Annotated in this window: 13 protein-coding genes; 5 read left to right on the forward strand and 8 right to left on the reverse strand. The window is 71.7% G+C overall.

The genetic code is table 11. The features are described 5' to 3' along the window. The first annotated feature begins 75 nt into the window (after window positions 1-75). Complete coding sequence (locus ACWEGE_RS37965) at window positions 76-1,374, forward strand: PspC domain-containing protein (RefSeq protein ID WP_449665365.1); 1,299 nt, start codon at window positions 76-78, stop codon at window positions 1,372-1,374. A gap of 7 nt (window positions 1,375-1,381) precedes the next feature. Further along, window positions 1,382-2,062, forward strand: a complete 681-nt coding sequence (locus ACWEGE_RS37970; protein WP_013222701.1) for a response regulator — start codon at window positions 1,382-1,384, stop codon at window positions 2,060-2,062. A gap of 4 nt (window positions 2,063-2,066) precedes the next feature. Here ACWEGE_RS37970 and ACWEGE_RS37975 read toward each other — a convergent pair whose 3' ends face one another. After that, window positions 2,067-3,035, reverse strand: coding sequence for a DMT family transporter (locus ACWEGE_RS37975; RefSeq protein WP_449665309.1), 969 nt, complete (start codon window positions 3,033-3,035; stop codon window positions 2,067-2,069). Between the two features lie 105 nt (window positions 3,036-3,140). On the opposite strand from ACWEGE_RS37975, the gene ACWEGE_RS37980 reads away from it, so the two are divergent. Then, complete coding sequence (locus tag ACWEGE_RS37980) at window positions 3,141-4,049, forward strand: LysR family transcriptional regulator (RefSeq protein ID WP_449665310.1); 909 nt, start codon at window positions 3,141-3,143, stop codon at window positions 4,047-4,049. Window positions 4,050-4,261: 212 nt separating this feature from the next. Then, window positions 4,262-5,860: a prealbumin-like fold domain-containing protein gene (locus ACWEGE_RS37985; protein ID WP_449665311.1), complete on the forward strand. Its 1,599-nt coding sequence runs from the start codon at window positions 4,262-4,264 to the stop codon at window positions 5,858-5,860. Between the two features lie 56 nt (window positions 5,861-5,916). On the opposite strand, the gene ACWEGE_RS37990 is transcribed toward ACWEGE_RS37985, so the two are convergent. The 7 genes from ACWEGE_RS37990 to ACWEGE_RS38020 form a co-directional block, all read right to left on the reverse strand. Beyond that, window positions 5,917-7,044 carry a serine/threonine-protein kinase gene (locus ACWEGE_RS37990; protein ID WP_449665312.1) on the reverse strand — a complete coding sequence of 376 codons (1,128 nt, stop codon included), beginning with the start codon at window positions 7,042-7,044 and terminating at the stop codon, window positions 5,917-5,919. A 13-nt stretch (window positions 7,045-7,057) separates the two neighbouring features. Then, window positions 7,058-8,692, reverse strand: a complete 1,635-nt coding sequence (locus tag ACWEGE_RS37995; protein WP_449665313.1) for a protein kinase domain-containing protein — start codon at window positions 8,690-8,692, stop codon at window positions 7,058-7,060. A gap of 215 nt (window positions 8,693-8,907) precedes the next feature. After that, window positions 8,908-9,768 carry a hypothetical protein gene (locus ACWEGE_RS38000; RefSeq protein WP_449665314.1) on the reverse strand — a complete coding sequence of 287 codons (861 nt, stop codon included), beginning with the start codon at window positions 9,766-9,768 and terminating at the stop codon, window positions 8,908-8,910. A 260-nt stretch (window positions 9,769-10,028) separates the two neighbouring features. Beyond that, the gene (locus ACWEGE_RS38005; protein WP_449665315.1) at window positions 10,029-11,396 is read right to left on the reverse strand and encodes a hypothetical protein; all 1,368 of its coding nucleotides are present in this window, start codon (window positions 11,394-11,396) and stop codon (window positions 10,029-10,031) included. A gap of 334 nt (window positions 11,397-11,730) precedes the next feature. Further along, complete coding sequence (locus ACWEGE_RS38010) at window positions 11,731-12,045, reverse strand: hypothetical protein (RefSeq protein WP_449665316.1); 315 nt, start codon at window positions 12,043-12,045, stop codon at window positions 11,731-11,733. A gap of 65 nt (window positions 12,046-12,110) precedes the next feature. After that, the gene (locus ACWEGE_RS38015; RefSeq protein ID WP_449665317.1) at window positions 12,111-12,407 is read right to left on the reverse strand and encodes a chorismate mutase; all 297 of its coding nucleotides are present in this window, start codon (window positions 12,405-12,407) and stop codon (window positions 12,111-12,113) included. 161 nt (window positions 12,408-12,568) lie between these two features. Further along, complete coding sequence (locus ACWEGE_RS38020; RefSeq protein WP_449665318.1) at window positions 12,569-12,994, reverse strand: DUF1707 SHOCT-like domain-containing protein; 426 nt, start codon at window positions 12,992-12,994, stop codon at window positions 12,569-12,571. Window positions 12,995-13,185: 191 nt separating this feature from the next. On the opposite strand from ACWEGE_RS38020, the gene pcrA reads away from it, so the two are divergent. After that, complete coding sequence (gene pcrA / locus ACWEGE_RS38025; RefSeq protein ID WP_310967540.1) at window positions 13,186-15,600, forward strand: DNA helicase PcrA; 2,415 nt, start codon at window positions 13,186-13,188, stop codon at window positions 15,598-15,600. Window positions 15,601-15,831: the final 231 nt, after the last annotated feature.

Below are 15,831 nucleotides of genomic sequence, written 5' to 3' on the forward strand. Positions count from 1 at the left end.
ATGGTCCCTGAGGTTTCCCCTGGCTCACTGGATCAGGGGTTTCCCGGATGGAACCGCGTCCTCGTGCGTGTGACCATGGACGGCGTGCAGGAGTCCCTCGACCACGTCCCCGCCGAGCAGGCGATCAAGCCGGCGGACCCGGCCGCGCCCAAGATGTTCCGGCGCCGTTCCGGGCGGGCCATCGCCGGGGTCGCCGGGGGGCTGGCCGATCACCTCGGTGTGCCGGTCCTCTGGGTGCGGACGGCGTTCGCGTTGCTCGCCGCGCTCAACGGCGCCGGGCTGCTCGCCTACGGCCTCCTCTGGGTGTTCGTCCAGCAGCAGTCCGAGGAAGCTGCGGAGGCGCCGAAGCCGAAGGAACGCCAGCAGGCGTTCGGCCTGATCGCGCTGGGCGTCGGCCTCGCCGTCGCCAGTGGCACGCTCACCGGGTTCATCAGCGGCTGGGTCGCGGTGCCGCTGGCCGTCGCCATGATCGGTCTCGCGGTCGTCTGGCGGGAGGCCGACGAGTCGCAGCGCCGCCGCTGGCGGACCGGGGCGAAGGACGGCTTCGCGGGCGCGCTCCTCGGCGGTGGCGGCTGGTCGGCCGCCATCCGGATCGTGGCCGGCGTCGCGCTGGTGATCACCGGCATCACCGTCGTCGTGCTGCGCAGCGGCACCCTCGACCAGGTCCAGTTCGCGCTGATCGCGGTCCTCGCGACGCTGATCGGCGTCGCCGTGCTGACCGTGCCGTTCTGGCTGCGGCTGGTCCGCGACCTCTCCGACGAGCGCAAGGCCCGCATCCGCACCGACGAACGCGCCGAGATCGCCGCCCACCTGCACGACTCGGTGCTGCAGACCCTCGCGTTGATCCAGAAGCAGAGCGAGCAGCCGCGCGAGGTCGCGCGGCTGGCCCGCAGCCAGGAGCGCGAGCTGCGCGGCTGGCTCTACGGCCCGAACGGCTACGGCAAGCCGGCCGAGAAGGTCGAGGAAGCGACCGGCCAGCTGTCCGAAGCGCTCGCGACGGCGTGCGGCGAGGTCGAGGACACCTTCGCGATCTCGGTCGGGCAGGTCGTCGTCGGCGACGCGGAACTCGACGAGTCGCTGGTCGCGCTCGTCCAGGCCGCCCGCGAGGCCATCGTCAACGCCGCGAAGCACGCCGGGGTCGAGGAGGTCAGCGTCTTCGCCGAAGTCGAGCCGACGTCGGTGACGGTGTTCGTCCGCGACCGCGGCAAGGGCTTCGACCCCGACCTCGTCCCGGACGACCGCCACGGCCTGGCCGACTCGATCCGCGGCCGGATGACCCGCCACGGCGGCACCTGCAAGGTCCGGACGGCACCGGGCGAGGGCACCGAAGTGCAGCTCGCCATGCCGGTGAAAGCGGGCAAGGGAGCGGCGTGAGGCGGCTATGCTCGACGACGTGACGGACAACCAGCGTGAACCGGTCAAGGTGTTCCTCGTCGACGACCACGCGTTGTTCCGCGCCGGGGTGCGCACCGAGCTCGACTCGATCACCGACGAGGTCCGGGTGGTCGGCGAGGCCGGTTCGGTGGCCGAAGCCGTGGCCGGCATCGCTCGCACGAAGCCGCAGGTGGTGCTCCTCGACGTCCACATGCCCGACGGCGGCGGCGCCGAGGTGCTGCGCCGGGTCCGTCCGGAGCTGCCGGACGTGGTGTTCCTGGCGCTCTCGGTCTCGGACGCGGCCGAGGACGTCATCGCGGTCATCCGCGCGGGCGCCCGCGGCTACGTCACGAAGACGATCTCGTCGAAGGAACTGGTCCGCGCGGTGGTCCGCGTGTCGGACGGCGACGCGGTGTTCTCCCCGCGCCTGGCGGGCTTCGTCCTGGACGCGTTCGCCGACCGCCCGGGCTCGGCCCCGATCAACGACCCGGAGCTGGACCTGCTGACGCCCCGGGAGCGCGACGTCCTGCGCCTGCTGGCCCGGGGGTACGCGTACAAGGAGATCGCGTCGGAGCTGTTCATCTCGGTGAAGACGGTGGAGACGCACGTTTCGAGCGTGCTGCGCAAGACCCAGCTCTCGAACCGCTACGAGCTCTCGCGCTGGGCCTCGGACCGCCGTCTCGTCTGAGGGGTCAGTCCGCCAGAGGAGCGAGAGGCCGCGTCTCGCGTCCGGCGGTGTCGTCACCAAGCCCATCCGCTCGGTCACCGGACCCGTCCGAAGCCTCTCGCTCCGGCTTCTGCAGCCGCGTCAGGGCCACCCCGCCCAGCACGACCACCATCCCCGCGATCACCCGCAGGTGCAGCTGCTCGCCCAGGAACACCGCTCCCAGCAGCACCGACACCACCGGCAACAGGTACCCGACCACCGAAGCCGCCACCGCGCCTTCGCTCGCGAGCAGCTGGTAGTTCAGCGCGAAGGCGATCCCCGTCGAGCCGATCCCCAGCACCAGCACCGCCAGCAGCGGCCCGGTGGAGACGTGGACCGGCGTCAGCCCGCCGGCCGGCAGGGCCAGCACCAGCATCCCGCTCGCCAGGAGCATCTGCCCGGCCGAGACCGCGTACGGCGAAGACGTCGGCGAGGACAGGTACTTGCCTTCGTAGACGAACGCGAAGCCGTAGCTCGCCGCCGCCGCGAGGCAGGCCAGTGCGCCCCAGCTCAGCAGGCCCGATGCCTGCCACGGCGCGAAGATCAGCAGGATCCCGCCGAGGCCGGCGACCAGGCCGGCCAGGCGTGTCCCGGTCAGCCGCGACGACGTCCCCATCAGCGGTGCCGCCAGCAGCACCCACAGCGGCGTCGTCGAGTTGAGCACGCCGGTGATGCCCGAATCGACCGTCGTCTCGCCGATCGCGAACAGCAGGAACGGCAGCGCGTTGTGGAAGAACGCCGCGACCGCGAGGTGTCCCCACGTCCGGCGGTCGCGCGGGAGGCGGGCGCGCTGCAGGCGGCACAGCACCAGCAGCATCGCGGCGCCGAGCACCAGCCGCGCCAGCACCAGCTGCACCGGCGAGAACATCCCCAGCCCCAGCTTGATCCAGAAGAAGCTCGAGCCCCACATCAGCGCCAGCGCACCGATCCTGAGCAGGGTCTTCGTCTCGCCCACCCCAAGTCCTCCTTCGACGGCCGACGTCAGCTAAGCCCGGACCAGAAGTAAGGACAAGCGAAATTAACTGTAGGAACACTTAAGCTCAGCTGTACGATCAGCGGCATGCTCGACGTCCGCCGCATGCAGGTCCTCCGTGCCGTCATCACCAGCGGGTCGATCACCGCGGCGGCCCGCAACCTCGGCTACACGCCGTCGGCGATCAGTCAGCAGCTGTCCGCGCTGGAACGCGAGGCGGGCACCGAACTGCTCGAACGCGTCGGCCGCGGTGTCCGGCCGACGCCCGCGGGTGCGCTGCTGTCCGAGCACGCCGAGAAGCTCAGCGCCGAGCTCGCCAAGGCCGAGGCGGCCCTGACCGAGCTCAAGGAGGGCCGCATCGGGCGCGTCTCGATCCGCTACTTCGCCACCGCGGGCGCGTCGCTGGTCCCGCCGGCGATCGCCGCGGTCCGCCGCGAGCACCCCGGCGTGCGCCTCGACCTCAAGCTCGTCGAACCCGACGACCCGATGACCGACGTCGAAGCGGGCAACGCCGACGTCGCGATCACCGTCTTCCCGCGCAGGACCCCGCCGGGCAAGGGGGTCGAGCTGGTGCACCTGCTGGACGACCCGTACCGCGCCGTGCTGCCGAAGGCCCACCCGCTGGCGCGCAAGCGCGTGCTGGACCTGACGGAGTTCGCCGAGGAGCCGTGGGTCGGTGTCGACGGCCTGCCCGGCGTCTGCCGCGACATCCTGGACAGCGCCTGCGCGTCGGCCGGGTTCACGCCCAACGTCGTCGTCGAGTCCGAGGACTACCAGACGGCGCTGGGGTTCATCGCCGCCGGCATCGGCGTCGGGCTGATCCCGGAACTCGGGCTCGGGCTCGGCGCGCAGCACCCCGGCGTGGTCGTCCGCCGGCTCCGCAACCCCGAGCCGGTCCGCGCGATCCACGCCGCGGTCGCCTCGCGGGCCTGGGGTCACCCGGCCGTCCGCACGCTGCTGGAAGCCATGCGCGCGGCGACCGTGAAAGTCGCCTGACTGAAAAATTCGGGCCCCATTCTTTTCAAGGCTATCGCCCGGTAAAGAACGCGTTGATTGTCGCCGAATAGGCCGCGTTGATCGTGATCCGATCACGCAGAGTGTTACCTTGTTGAGGCTTCCACCTGCACTGATAGGGTCGATCGACCCTGGGAGCCGACATTTTTGTTGCGTACGGTGATTATCCCTCTTCTCGGCAGGGAGATATCACCATGACCAATAAAGCGACAAGAAGAATGCGGCGCCGGGCCGGCGTCGCCTTGCTGGGCGCCGTCTGTCTCACCTTCGGCACGCTGACGTCGGCCGAAGCGAACCTCGCCGGCAGCCCGTTCGACGCCGCCGACGGCAACCTCGTCCTCGACGACGAGACGCAGGACTGGTTCAACGCGCCCAACCTCGCCAAGGGGCTCGACAAGCCGACCGGCCAGACCGACGACTCCTTCGGCCAGGGCACCAAGGAGGACACCGCCGTCCCGACGGTCGTCGACGGCTCGATCCCGAACAACAAGAGCGACCTCACCCGGCTGTACGTCGCGAACCAGCGCGTCGGCGGCAAGGAGTTCCTGTACCTCGCCTGGGAGCGGGTGCAGGAGCCGACCGGCACGACCAACATGGACTTCGAGTTCAACCAGTCCACCCAGCTGAGCGGAAACGGTGTGACGCCGGTGCGCACCGCGGGCGACGTCCTGATCAAGTACGACCTCTCGCAGGGCGGCGTCAACCCGGTGCTCGGCTACCACCTCTGGACCACCACGGGCAACGCCGCGACGGTCTGCGAAGCCAGCAACTCCCTGCCGTGCTGGGACAAGGTGCACACGCTGACCGGCAACTTCGAGGGGTCGATCAACACCCCGCCGGTCACCGACCCGATCGCGCCGAACAACCCGCGCACCCTGTCGCCACGGACCTTCGGTGAAGCGGCGATCAACCTGACCGACTCCGGCATCCTGCCCGCGAACAGCTGCTCCGGCTTCGGGCGCGCCTACCTCAAGAGCCGGTCGTCGGACTCGTTCACCGCGGCGCTCAAGGACTTCATCGCGCCGATCCCGGTGAACATCTCCAACTGCGGCAAGATCGTCGTCCAGAAGGTGACCGTGCCGTCGCCGGACCCGACGAACACGTCCTTCTCGTTCGCCCTGACCGGCGGGCCGTCGGCGTTGAACAAGGCGTTCTCCCTCAAGAACGGCGAGTCCAACACCACCAGCAACGTCCTCGCGGGCTCGGGCTACAACGCCGCCGAGACCGTGCCGGCGAACTGGGTGCTCACCAGCGCCACCTGTGACGACGGGAGCCCGGTGACCAACATCGACGTCAGCGTCGGCGAAACGGTCACCTGCACGTTCACCAACACCCTGCAGCTCGGGGCGATCAAGGTGACGAAGACGCGCAAGCACGCCGCCGACGGCGCGGGCGACCACCCGCACGCCGGGGTGAACTTCACCGTCAACGGCGTCACCAAGGCCACCGACAGCGCCGGTGTGGCCTGCTTCGACGGCCTGACCTTCGGCGGCTACACCGTCCACGAGACGGTGCCGGCGGGCTACCACGTCGACGGCAACGACAAGCCCGTGACGGTCGACAACACCGCCACCTGCGGTGCCGCCCCATACGCCGGCGAGAACGTGGCGTTCCACAACACGCCGCTCACCGACCTCACGGTCGGCGTCAACTCGCAGGTGGACGGCGGCACGGCGTCGACCATCGACTGCACGGTAGCGAGCGGCTCCACCGGGGCCGGCGGCGACGGTTCCGTCACCGCGAAGGACCTCGAACCGGGGACCTACACCTGCGTGATCGTGGTCGATCCGTGAGCTGAAGGGGCGCCTGCCGGGTGCGGATGTCCGCACCCGGCACGCCGCTGCCCGGCTCAGACGAAGAACAGCTCCGTGACGAGGATGCCGACCAGCACCGCGGCGAGGATCGCGGCCACGGTGACCAGCGTCTTCTTCGACACCGGCAGGTTCCACTCCTGGCCCGGCTGCGCCGCGGCGACGGGCGGCGGCGCGTACTGCGTCGCCTGGGGAGCGTGCGGGACCGGCGGGATCTGCTGCGTCGCCCCCTGCGGGTAGCCGGGCGGCGGCGTCAGCGGGATCTGCTGCTGGAACTGCGGGCCCGACGGCGGCATCGGCCCGGCCGGGTAGGAGGGGCCCGGCGGCGGCACCGGGGGACCGCCCGGCCCCGCCGGCCAGCCGACCGGCATGGTCGGCATCGGCGGCGCGGTCGGCGGGATGAACGCCGTTTCGCGGCCTTCGGTGATCGCCTTCAGCGAGTGGACGGTGTCCGCCATCGTCGGCCGGGTGGTCGGGTCCGGGCGCAGCATCTTGCGCAGCGCCTCGGTGAGGACGCCGGAGTTCTGCGGCGGGCGTTCGGACGACTGGCCGTCGTCCCCGAACGGCGGCACGCCCTCCACGGAGGTGTAGAGCGTCGCGCCGAGGGAGAAGACGTCCGCCGCCGGCGTGCCCGGCAGCCCGCGTGACACCTCGGGCGCCACGTACGCCGGGTTCGGGCCGCCGCCGCTGATGCCGATGTCGGTGAGCTTGACGCCGCCGTCGTCGGCCAGGAGCACCGTGCCGGGCTCGAGGGTGCGGTGCACGAACCCGGCCGCGTGGATGGCGGTCAGCGCGTTGCCGAGCTGGATGCCCAGCTGCGCCGCCTGGTCGGGGGTGAGCCTGCCGTGCTCGGCGAGGAAGGTCGCCATGCTGCGCGACGGGATGTACTCCATCACCAGCCAGACGTCCTGGCCGTCGGGCAGCACGTCGAACACCTTGATCGCGCACGGGTGCTCGATCCGGGCGGCGTCCTTGCCCTCCTGCATGGCGGCGGCGCGCGCTTGCTCGGCGCGCTCACCCGCGCCGACCGGCAGGTACATCCGCTTCATCGCGACGGTGCGGAACAGCCGCGTGTCGAACGCCAGCCACACGATGCCCGCGCGGCCGCGGCCGATCGGCTGGTCCAGCCGGAACCGGCCGCCGACGATGGTGCCTTCGGAACTCAAATCGGGTCCTCGATCATCCGCCTGCGGGCGTGCTGGGGCCTGTGCTGGCTGCCGACGTGTCGGTCGGCTTCGTGTCCGGAGTTGACGTTTCCGTCGGCTTCGTCGCCGAAGTCGTCTTCGACGGCGTGGTCGTCGGCGTTTCGCTGGCGCGCGACGTGGTCGCCCGCTTCGACGAGGACGTCGACTCGGTCACCGGAGGCGGCACCTCCGCCGTGCTGAACGGCGAATCCGTCGTGGACGGCGCCGACGACGACGTCGCGGCCGGCGACGGCTTGTTGCTGGACACCGGCGCGGCCGGCGCCTCCGGGTTGTTCGGGCTCAGCAGCCAGACGACGAGCGCGACCAGGCCGACGACCACGATGCCGCCGATGATCGCCGGGCGCTTCCACGCGCCGGGCTTGTCGTCCTCGTCGTCGACCGGGCTCAGCTGCGGACGCGACCGGGCCGGGGGCGGCTCGGGCTCGTCGTCGTAATCTTCGTAGTCGTCCTCGTACCCGCCGTGCTCGTGCGGCGGCACCGGCACGGCGCGGGTCGCGGCCAGCCCGGGCGGCACGCCACCGGCGGCGTGGTGGTCGTCCTCGCGGTAGTGGTCGTACCCGTCGTAGTCGTCCTCCGGGTAGCCGGTGGCCTCCGGGTAGTCGTCCTCGTCGTAGAACGGCACGGCCTGCGTCGGGGCACCGCCGCCGCTGAGCAGCGTGCCCGAGTGACCCGCGGGGATCTCGTCGAACATCTGCGTGGCGTTCGGGTCGGCGACGGCGGCCGCGCCGAGGACACCGGCGGACGGCGCCATCATGGTCTCGTCCGCGGGGCCGCCGAGCGGCGTCTCGCCGCGAGCGACCGCCGCGAGCAGCTCTTCGCACTCCTCGGCGGTCGGCCGGTGCTCGACGTCCGGGTGCAGCAGCACGGCCAGCACGCTGGCCAGCGGCCCGGACTGGCGCGGCGGGTTGATCTGCCCCGCCGCGACCGCGTGCAGCAGGCTCAGCGTGTTCTCGGACAGCCCGAACGGCGGCTGGCCCTCGCACGCCGCGTAGAGCGTCGAGCCGAGGGAGAAGACGTCGGACTCCGGCCCGGGCTCGCCGCCGATCGCGACCTCGGGGGCCAGGTAGGCGGGGGTGCCGGCGATCATCCCGGTCTTCGTGACCGTGACGTCGTCCTTGGCCCGGGAGATGCCGAAGTCGGTGATCTTCACGACGCCGTTGCCGCCGAGCAGGATGTTGCCCGGCTTGATGTCGCGGTGCACGATCCCGACCGCGTGGGCCTCGCGCAGCGCCGCGGCGACCTGGGCGCCGATGCGCGCCACCTCGGTCGGCGGCAGCGTGCGGCGCTCCTGCAGCACGGCGGCCAGGCTGGTGGAGTTGAGGTACTCCATGATCAGGCACGGCTGGCCGTTGTCGTCGGTGACGACGTCGAAGACGGAGATCGCGTTGGGGTGGTGCAGCCGGGCCGCGATCCGGCCCTCGCGCATCGTCCGCTGGCGGGCGTCCTCGGCGTCGTGCTGGTCCAGGTGCGGCTGGAGCAGGAGCTGCTTGATGGCCACGGTGCGGCCCAGGACCTCGTCGTGCGCCTGCCAGACGGCCCCCATCGCGCCCGTGCCGATCCGGCCGACGATGCGGTACCGATCGGCGACCAGACGACCCTCGTCGCTCACGCGACCTCCCTTTGGGCTCCGGCTTCACCAGGGCGTGCGGATCGTTGCCTGGTGACGCGGCCACGATCACGCCGCTTCGCTGGAGCGTATGCACATGTCGTGGGCTCTGAGCCGGTTTTTCCGAGACCGGCCCGTGACAAGGCTAGGCGCTCACTCTGCGCACACGAATTCGGCACGGGCACTTGAACCAGGGGTGAAGGGGTGATCGCCGTGGGCTACATGTATTGGGCCGAGACGAGCTCGGCTTCGGTGATCAGCCCACCCGTGTCGGCCACCCGGAACAGCTGGGTGACGCGCACCAGCGCGCCGTCCGGCCGGTGCAGGGTCGCGACCGCGAGGATCGAGCCGTCCGGCTTGATCTGCGTGTCGGCCTCCTGGACGTCGATGGCGTCCATCGCGCTCCAGGTGCGGACCAGCTCGCCGGCCGTGCCGTCGACCAGCGCCGGGCTCAGCAGCGCCAGCGCGCCTGCCGAGTCACGGGCGATCTTGGCGTAGAAGTCCTTGACGGCCTGGATCTTGCGGCTCGCGCTGCGCGCGTCGGCGGCCTTGTCCGGGACCGGGGCCGTCGCGGCGGGTGCCGGCTCGGTCCGCGGGGTGCCGCTCGACGGCTGGGTGGCCCGCGTGTCCTCGGCGGGCGTGTCCGGCGTCGCCGGGCTGTGCCGCTCGGGCGCGCTGCCACCGGCCTGGTGCTGCGGCACGGCGAGGCCGCCGAGCTCCGCCGCGCCGGTGAACCCGGCGGGCGTGGACTGCCCGCCGGAGGGCGAAGCGGCGCGGTGCGAACTGGTCAGCATCGGCGCGGCGACCACCGCGCCGGCGACGAGGGCGCCCGCGGCGACGAGCCCGGTGAGCTTCGCGCGGCGCGCGAACCGGCTTTCCGGCTCGCCGGCGTCCTCGGCCTGCTCGGGCTCGCGGGCCGGCTCGGTCCGCGACGGCAGGAACCGCTGCGGGTCGCGGAAGACCTGCTCGAGGTGGTCGCGGTCGGCGTCGGCCACGCCGTCCAGGATCTCGGCCGGGATGACGTCCTCGACGCGGACGGCGTGGGGTGACTCACGCCGTGTGCGCTGCCGATCAAGCACGAAAGTCCTCGCTCTGGTGTCCGGGGACGGGCACTCGGCCGTTCGGCCGGGTTCCCGTTGGTCCGGTCGGCCGACTCGTGGCCGGTTTCCGGAATCGCTGTCGTCAGGTAACCCTGTGCGGACGGCAACCACCAGGCTCTGTCGCCGGAATGCCGTCGCGATACGACGAGCGGCAGCTTATGTCACCCACCCGGACCAGGCATAACCGCTCGGCGCACCGCACGTGCATCAGAACGGGCGAACCGCACGTGCAGGATCGGCTACTGACCGTCAGCGGTGATCTTGTCGCCGTCGCCGAAGGTCAGCGTCCGCTGCTCGATCGTCTTGGTCCCGTCGGTGTGGGTGACTTCGACGGTGTTGACCGTGACGCCGCGCTGCTGGTCGATGCTGACCTTCTTGACCTCGAAGTAGGCGATGCCGGCGTACCGGTCGGCCAGCGCCTGCGGCCCCTGGTCGTGCAGGCTGCCGGTGGTCACCGACGACGCCGCGGCCGGGTCGGTGGTGACGGTGTTGAAGAACTTCTCCGAGTTGTCCCCCATGGTCTGGGCGTCCGGCGGGAAGGAGTACCACCACGGCGGTTTGACGGGGGTCTCGCGCTGGGCGGGCGTGACCGCCGGCTTCCGCGGCGTCGCGCTCGGAGCGGCCGGTCCGGTCGTCGCCGGGTCGGGTCCCGCGGTGTCGCCGACGGGCGGGGGAGCCGCGCCGTCGACCGGCCCGGCACCGCCGCCCTGCGGCTTCCCGGCGGCGTGGTCGGTCGGGGACGGGGTCTGGAGCCCGGGCGCGGAGCCGCCCTGCGTGGGCGGCCGGTGCTCGCCGGTCGGGTCGCCGATGGTCGGCACGCCCTGGTAGCCGGGCCAGGAGCCCTGCACGGCCTGGTCCATCGGCGGCTTCCCGACGAGGAAGGAACCGGCGCACAGGAGCCCGACGACCACGGCCCCGGACGCACCGGTGGCGAACCAGGCGGCCTTGCGCCAGGTCTTCGGCGGCGTCACCGACGCGGGCACGGACCCGATGGTGAAGCCACCGAGGCCGTCGATGGGCGGGGCGGAGTAGATGCGGACGTCGTCGTCATCGAGGTCCACACACCGCGGCGCGGGGGCGGCCAGCGACACCCGGGTGCGCCGGGCCACCTGCTCGGCGTGGCTTTCGGCAACGGGTTCCTCGTCCGGGTCGCTGTCCCCGGCGTCACCGAAGGTGCCGAGCGGGAGACTGCCGTGCGCCGCCGGGAAGAGCACCGTGGCGGGCCGTGGATCACGCGGCTGCGGCAGCGGAAGCAACCCGGAGACGGGCGGATCCGGCTCGGTGGTCGGCTCCCGAAAAGGGCAATCGCCCACCTCCGGCCCGGTCAGCCGGCCCGAGAAACCGGGCGTGGCCTGCTCGGCGGGGTGCGGGCGGGGGAGGTGGCCGCCATCCGGTGCTCCGGCGGGGATCCGGGGTGGCACGGCGTACGCCCCGCCGGTGGCTCCGTGCTGCCACGAGCCGGGCTCCGGTGCGGCCCCGGCCGCGTGGTGCCGCACCGGGCGGTGCGGCGGCAGTGGTGGCGTCCAGCTCTCCGCGCCGCCGCGCCGGTGCCGCCCGGGATGCGCGGGCGCCGCGGCGCGCCCGTGGAACTCCGTGCCTTGGCTCATGTGGGCTCGACCACCCGGTGGTGCGGTCCTGACGCCATCCGGCGGCGGGACGACCCGATCGGAGCACCCTCACGCGCGGAATCCCGTTCGTCGTACTGCGCAAATGCACGCGCACGCGACGGCAGGCGCGCGGGGCCGATGCCCCCGCGCGTCCCCCGGGCATCGCCCGACCCAGACGCAAGGGTCCTCACGACGTCAACCCTAGGAGCATCCGGCGGAGAAAGTCGCCCCCAAACCTGCAAGTTGCAGAGGTTTCACTCGGTCGGGCGCGACCGAACGGGCGATGGTGACGCTGCGAAGTTTCACGCAGCGCCATCGGCCCTGATCAGGAGTTTCAGCCTCCCGTGCGGTAACGGTCCCGGGTGGATTGCAGCGCCTTCGTCGCCACCACACCGCTACCGGCCGCGACGACGATCGCGGCGATGTCGAGTCCCGGTCCGCCGGCCGTGAGCAACCAGGCGAACAGCGAAGCCGCGGTGGTACCGCCGGCAATGGCCCACCTGCTCTTGACGTACTGCGCGACCGGAGCGCCCCCGGCCCGCTTACCCGCCGCGTTGTTGAGCAGTGCCAAATACCCCACATGGCCCAGCGCGGCCAGCACGCTCGCGAGCGCGACGATGACGGCGATGAGGTTCACGAGCCAGTCCATGACCTCAGTCTGCCCGCACCGGGGTCGCCGGTGCCTCGGGGAAGTCCCCGAATTCGCCGCAACCGTTACCGGCCGAGCCGCCCGCGGCCCAGGTTCAGCAAGGCCATGGCGAGCTGGCGGCCTTCCGGGCCGAGCTCGCGGTAGCGCGCCAGCACGTCCATCTCGCGGTTGTAGACGATGCGCGTGCCGCCGGCGGCCATCCGCGCGGCCCCGATCGTCTTGGACACCTCGATCCGGCGTTTGACCAGCCGCAGGATCTCCTTGTCCAGCCAGTCGATCTCCTCGCGGAGCGACGCGATGTCGTCTCCGGCGGGGGTGTGCTCGGCGGGCTGGCCGTCGGCGTTCGTGGCGTGTGCGTTCATCGGGACCTCTTCCTCGAAGCCCGGACCCGGCCCCAGGGACGGCGACAGCCCCGGGTCCGTGGACTCCGGGGCTGGCGTGATGGCGGTTCGGGCACTACGCGATCACGGGAGCCGGAGTCCGGATCCCGTAAAAAAATCGCTCTGCGTGGTGCCGCACACGCTCAGTATGGCACAGCGGCGCCGGGCCGCTCCCGGAACGCGCGCACCCGAGCATGAACCAAGAAGCTCACCGCGAGCCAGAACATCGGGAAGGCGGGCCAGAAGAAGCCGGCGCCCAGCACGACCCAGCGGACGAGCACGACCGCCGCGATCGCCACCACGACGGCGAGGTGGAGCCGCAGCGCGGGGTGCCGCCGCAGGGCGTCACGGGTGAGCGGGAAGCCGGGCCGCGGCGGCGCCGGGCGCGGCAGGTCGGTGGTGAGCGCGGCGAGTTCGTCGGTGAACCGCGCGGCGTAGACGCGGGTGAGGCGCTCTTCGACCTCTTCGAGGGTGAGCCGGCCTTCGGAACCGGCGTGCTGGACGGCGGTGGCGACGCGTTCGCGATCGGCGTCGGCGGCCCGGATGCGGGCGGGGTGGGTGTCTTCCATGTCCGCCGATGCTCCGCGCGCCGGGGTGCCGCCGCGTCGGACGGCAGGCGACACCTCCGGCTACGCCCGGCGTCGTAGCCGCGTTGCGGGAGGCGGTGTGCCCGCGCGGACGCGGGTACGCGCGGGCACACCCTCTCCGCGTCGGCACGCTGTGCCGCACTCCTGCCCACCCGGGGTAGCGTGGACCCACGATGGACACCCTCTTCGATCTCCCCGCCGCGACCCCTGTGCGCAAGCCCGCCGCCGGCGGGCAGGCCGAGCTGCTCGACGACCTCAACCCCGCCCAGCGCGAAGCCGTCACCCACGCCGGTGGCCCGCTGCTGGTGGTGGCGGGCGCGGGATCGGGCAAGACCCGGGTGCTGACCCGCCGGATCGCCTACCTGCTCGGGCAGCGCCGGGTGCACCCCGGCGAAATCATGGCGATCACGTTCACCAACAAGGCCGCCGCCGAGATGCGCGAGCGCGTCGCCGCGCTCGTCGGCCGCCGCGCGAACGCGATGTGGGTGTCGACCTTCCACTCGATGTGCGTGCGGATCCTGCGCCGTGAGGCCAAAACCCTGGACATGTCGTCGAGCTTCTCCATCTACGACTCGGACGACACCAAGCGGCTGATCACCCTCGTGGCGCGGGACCTCGACATCGACCCGAAGCGCTACGCCGCCCGCACGCTCGCCGTGCACATCTCGAACCTGAAGAACGAGCTCACCGACCCGGAGACCGCGGCGGCGAACGCGGGCAACGACCTCGAGCGCCGCGTCGCCGAGGTCTACGGCGAGTACCAGCGGCGGCTCAACCAGGCCAACGCCTTCGACTTCGACGACCTCATCATGCGCACGGTCTCGCTGCTGCAGGCGTTCCCGGACGTCGCCGAGTACTACCGGCGGCGCTTCCGCCACGTGCTGGTCGACGAGTACCAGGACACCAACCACGCGCAGTACACCCTGGTCCGCGAGCTGGCCGGGACCGCGCCGAACGAGGCGGGCGTCGAGCCGGCCGAGCTGGTCGTGGTCGGTGACGCGGACCAGTCGATCTACGCCTTCCGCGGCGCGACGATCCGCAACATCGAGGAGTTCGAGCGGGACTTCCCGAACGCGCACACCATCCTGCTGGAGCAGAACTACCGCTCCACGCAGACGATCCTGTCCGCGGCCAACGCCGTCATCGAACGCAACCCGAATCGCCGGGCGAAGCGGCTGTGGACGGATTCGGGCGACGGCGAGAAGATCGTCGGCTACGTCGCGGACAACGACCACGACGAAGCCGCGTTCGTCGCGGGCGAAATCGACGCGCTGGCGGAGAAGGGCGAAGCGGACTACTCCGACGTCGCCGTCTTCTACCGCACCAACAACCAGTCCCGGGTCTTCGAAGAGATCTTCATCCGGCTCGGCCTGCCGTACAAGGTCGTCGGCGGCGTGCGGTTCTACGAGCGCCGCGAGGTCCGCGACATGATCGCGTACCTGCGGGTGCTGGCGAACCCCGAAGACACCGTCAGCCTGCGGCGCGTGCTGAACGTGCCCAAGCGCGGCATCGGCGACCGCGCCGAAGCCGTCGTGGCGACGCACGCCGAGCGCGAGCGGATCTCCTTCGCGCAGGCGCTGCGGGACGCCGTCGAGGGCAAGGTGCCGCTGCTGAACCCGCGCTCGGTCAAGGCGATCGGCGGGTTCGTGGCGCTGCTCGACGAGCTGGGGACGCTGGTTTCGGACGGCGCCGAGGTGCACGACGTCCTGGAAGCCGTGCTGGACAAGACCGGCTACCGCGTCGAGCTCGAGGAGTCGGAGGACCCGCAGGACCACACGCGCGTGGAGAACCTGGACGAGCTCGTCACGGTCGCGCGGGAGTTCACCGAGATCACCGCCGAGGTCGTCGCGGACGAGAACGCCGAGCTGGTGGTGGAGGAGGGCGTCCCGGCGCCGGGCTCGCTGCCGGCGTTCCTCGAGCGCGTTTCGCTGGTCGCGGACGCCGACTCGGTGCCGTCGCCCGACGGCGGCGAGGAAGGCGACGGCGGCGCGGGCGTGGTCACGCTGATGACCGTGCACACCGCGAAGGGCCTGGAGTACCCGGTGGTGTTCTGCACCGGCTGGGAGGACGGCGTCTTCCCGCACATGCGGGCGCTGGGCGACCCGACGGAACTGGCGGAGGAGCGGCGGCTCGCGTACGTCGCGATCACGCGGGCGCGCAAGCGGTTGTACGTCTCGCGCGCGATCACGCGCTCGGCGTGGGGCCAGCCGTCGATGAACCCGGCTTCGCGGTTCCTCGACGAGCTGCCGCCGGATCTGGTCGACTGGCGGCGCCTGGAGCCCTCCAGCAGCGGCTTCGGCTCGTTCGGTTCCGGTTCGCGCGGCACCCCGCGGGCGGCGACCACCTGGGGCGGGCGGCGGTCTTCGTCGCCGTCTTCGTCGGGCACGCCGTCGTTCGGCAAGGGCTGGAAGGACACGGTGGCGCTGAAGCTCGACGTCGGCGACCGCGTCAGCCACGACAAGTACGGCCTCGGCACGGTGATCTCGTGCGACGGCGTCGGCCCGCGCGCGACGGCCACGATCGACTTCGGCCAGGCCGGCAAGGTCCGCCTGATGCTCATCGGCAGCGTCCCGATGGTGAAGCTCTAACTCTCGCGCAACCCGTCCGAGTGAATCCGGCGGCGATCTCCCCGATCGCCGCCGGAATCGTCGTACCCGCCCGGTACAACTGACCCCGTGATCGAACAAAGGTTCGATGGAGGGGGTAGTGTGGTGTGGACGCGGTGCTGTTTGGGCTGTTGGCCGAAGGGGTACAGAAATACCTGCGAGGAGTCCTGGGGCAGACGGTTCCGGATCGGGGTCGGGAACCTGCGGGGGCTT

It is taken from the genome of Amycolatopsis sp. NPDC004747 (assembly GCF_053601335.1).

Excerpts from the sequence above, each read along its gene's own strand:
- ACWEGE_RS38005 (WP_449665315.1), bottom strand. The coding sequence starts at position 11,396 with ATGAGCCAAGGCACGGAGTTCCACGGGCGCGCCGCGGCGCCCGCGCAT.
- ACWEGE_RS38015 (WP_449665317.1), bottom strand. The coding sequence starts at position 12,407 with ATGAACGCACACGCCACGAACGCCGACGGCCAGCCCGCCGAGCACACC.
- ACWEGE_RS37970 (WP_013222701.1), top strand. The coding sequence starts at position 1,382 with ATGCTCGACGACGTGACGGACAACCAGCGTGAACCGGTCAAGGTGTTC.
- ACWEGE_RS37985 (WP_449665311.1), top strand. The coding sequence starts at position 4,262 with ATGACCAATAAAGCGACAAGAAGAATGCGGCGCCGGGCCGGCGTCGCC.
- ACWEGE_RS38020 (WP_449665318.1), bottom strand. The coding sequence starts at position 12,994 with ATGGAAGACACCCACCCCGCCCGCATCCGGGCCGCCGACGCCGATCGC.
- pcrA (WP_310967540.1), top strand. The coding sequence starts at position 13,186 with ATGGACACCCTCTTCGATCTCCCCGCCGCGACCCCTGTGCGCAAGCCC.
- ACWEGE_RS38010 (WP_449665316.1), bottom strand. The coding sequence starts at position 12,045 with ATGGACTGGCTCGTGAACCTCATCGCCGTCATCGTCGCGCTCGCGAGC.
- ACWEGE_RS37965 (WP_449665365.1), top strand. The coding sequence starts at position 76 with ATGGACGGCGTGCAGGAGTCCCTCGACCACGTCCCCGCCGAGCAGGCG.
- ACWEGE_RS37980 (WP_449665310.1), top strand. The coding sequence starts at position 3,141 with ATGCTCGACGTCCGCCGCATGCAGGTCCTCCGTGCCGTCATCACCAGC.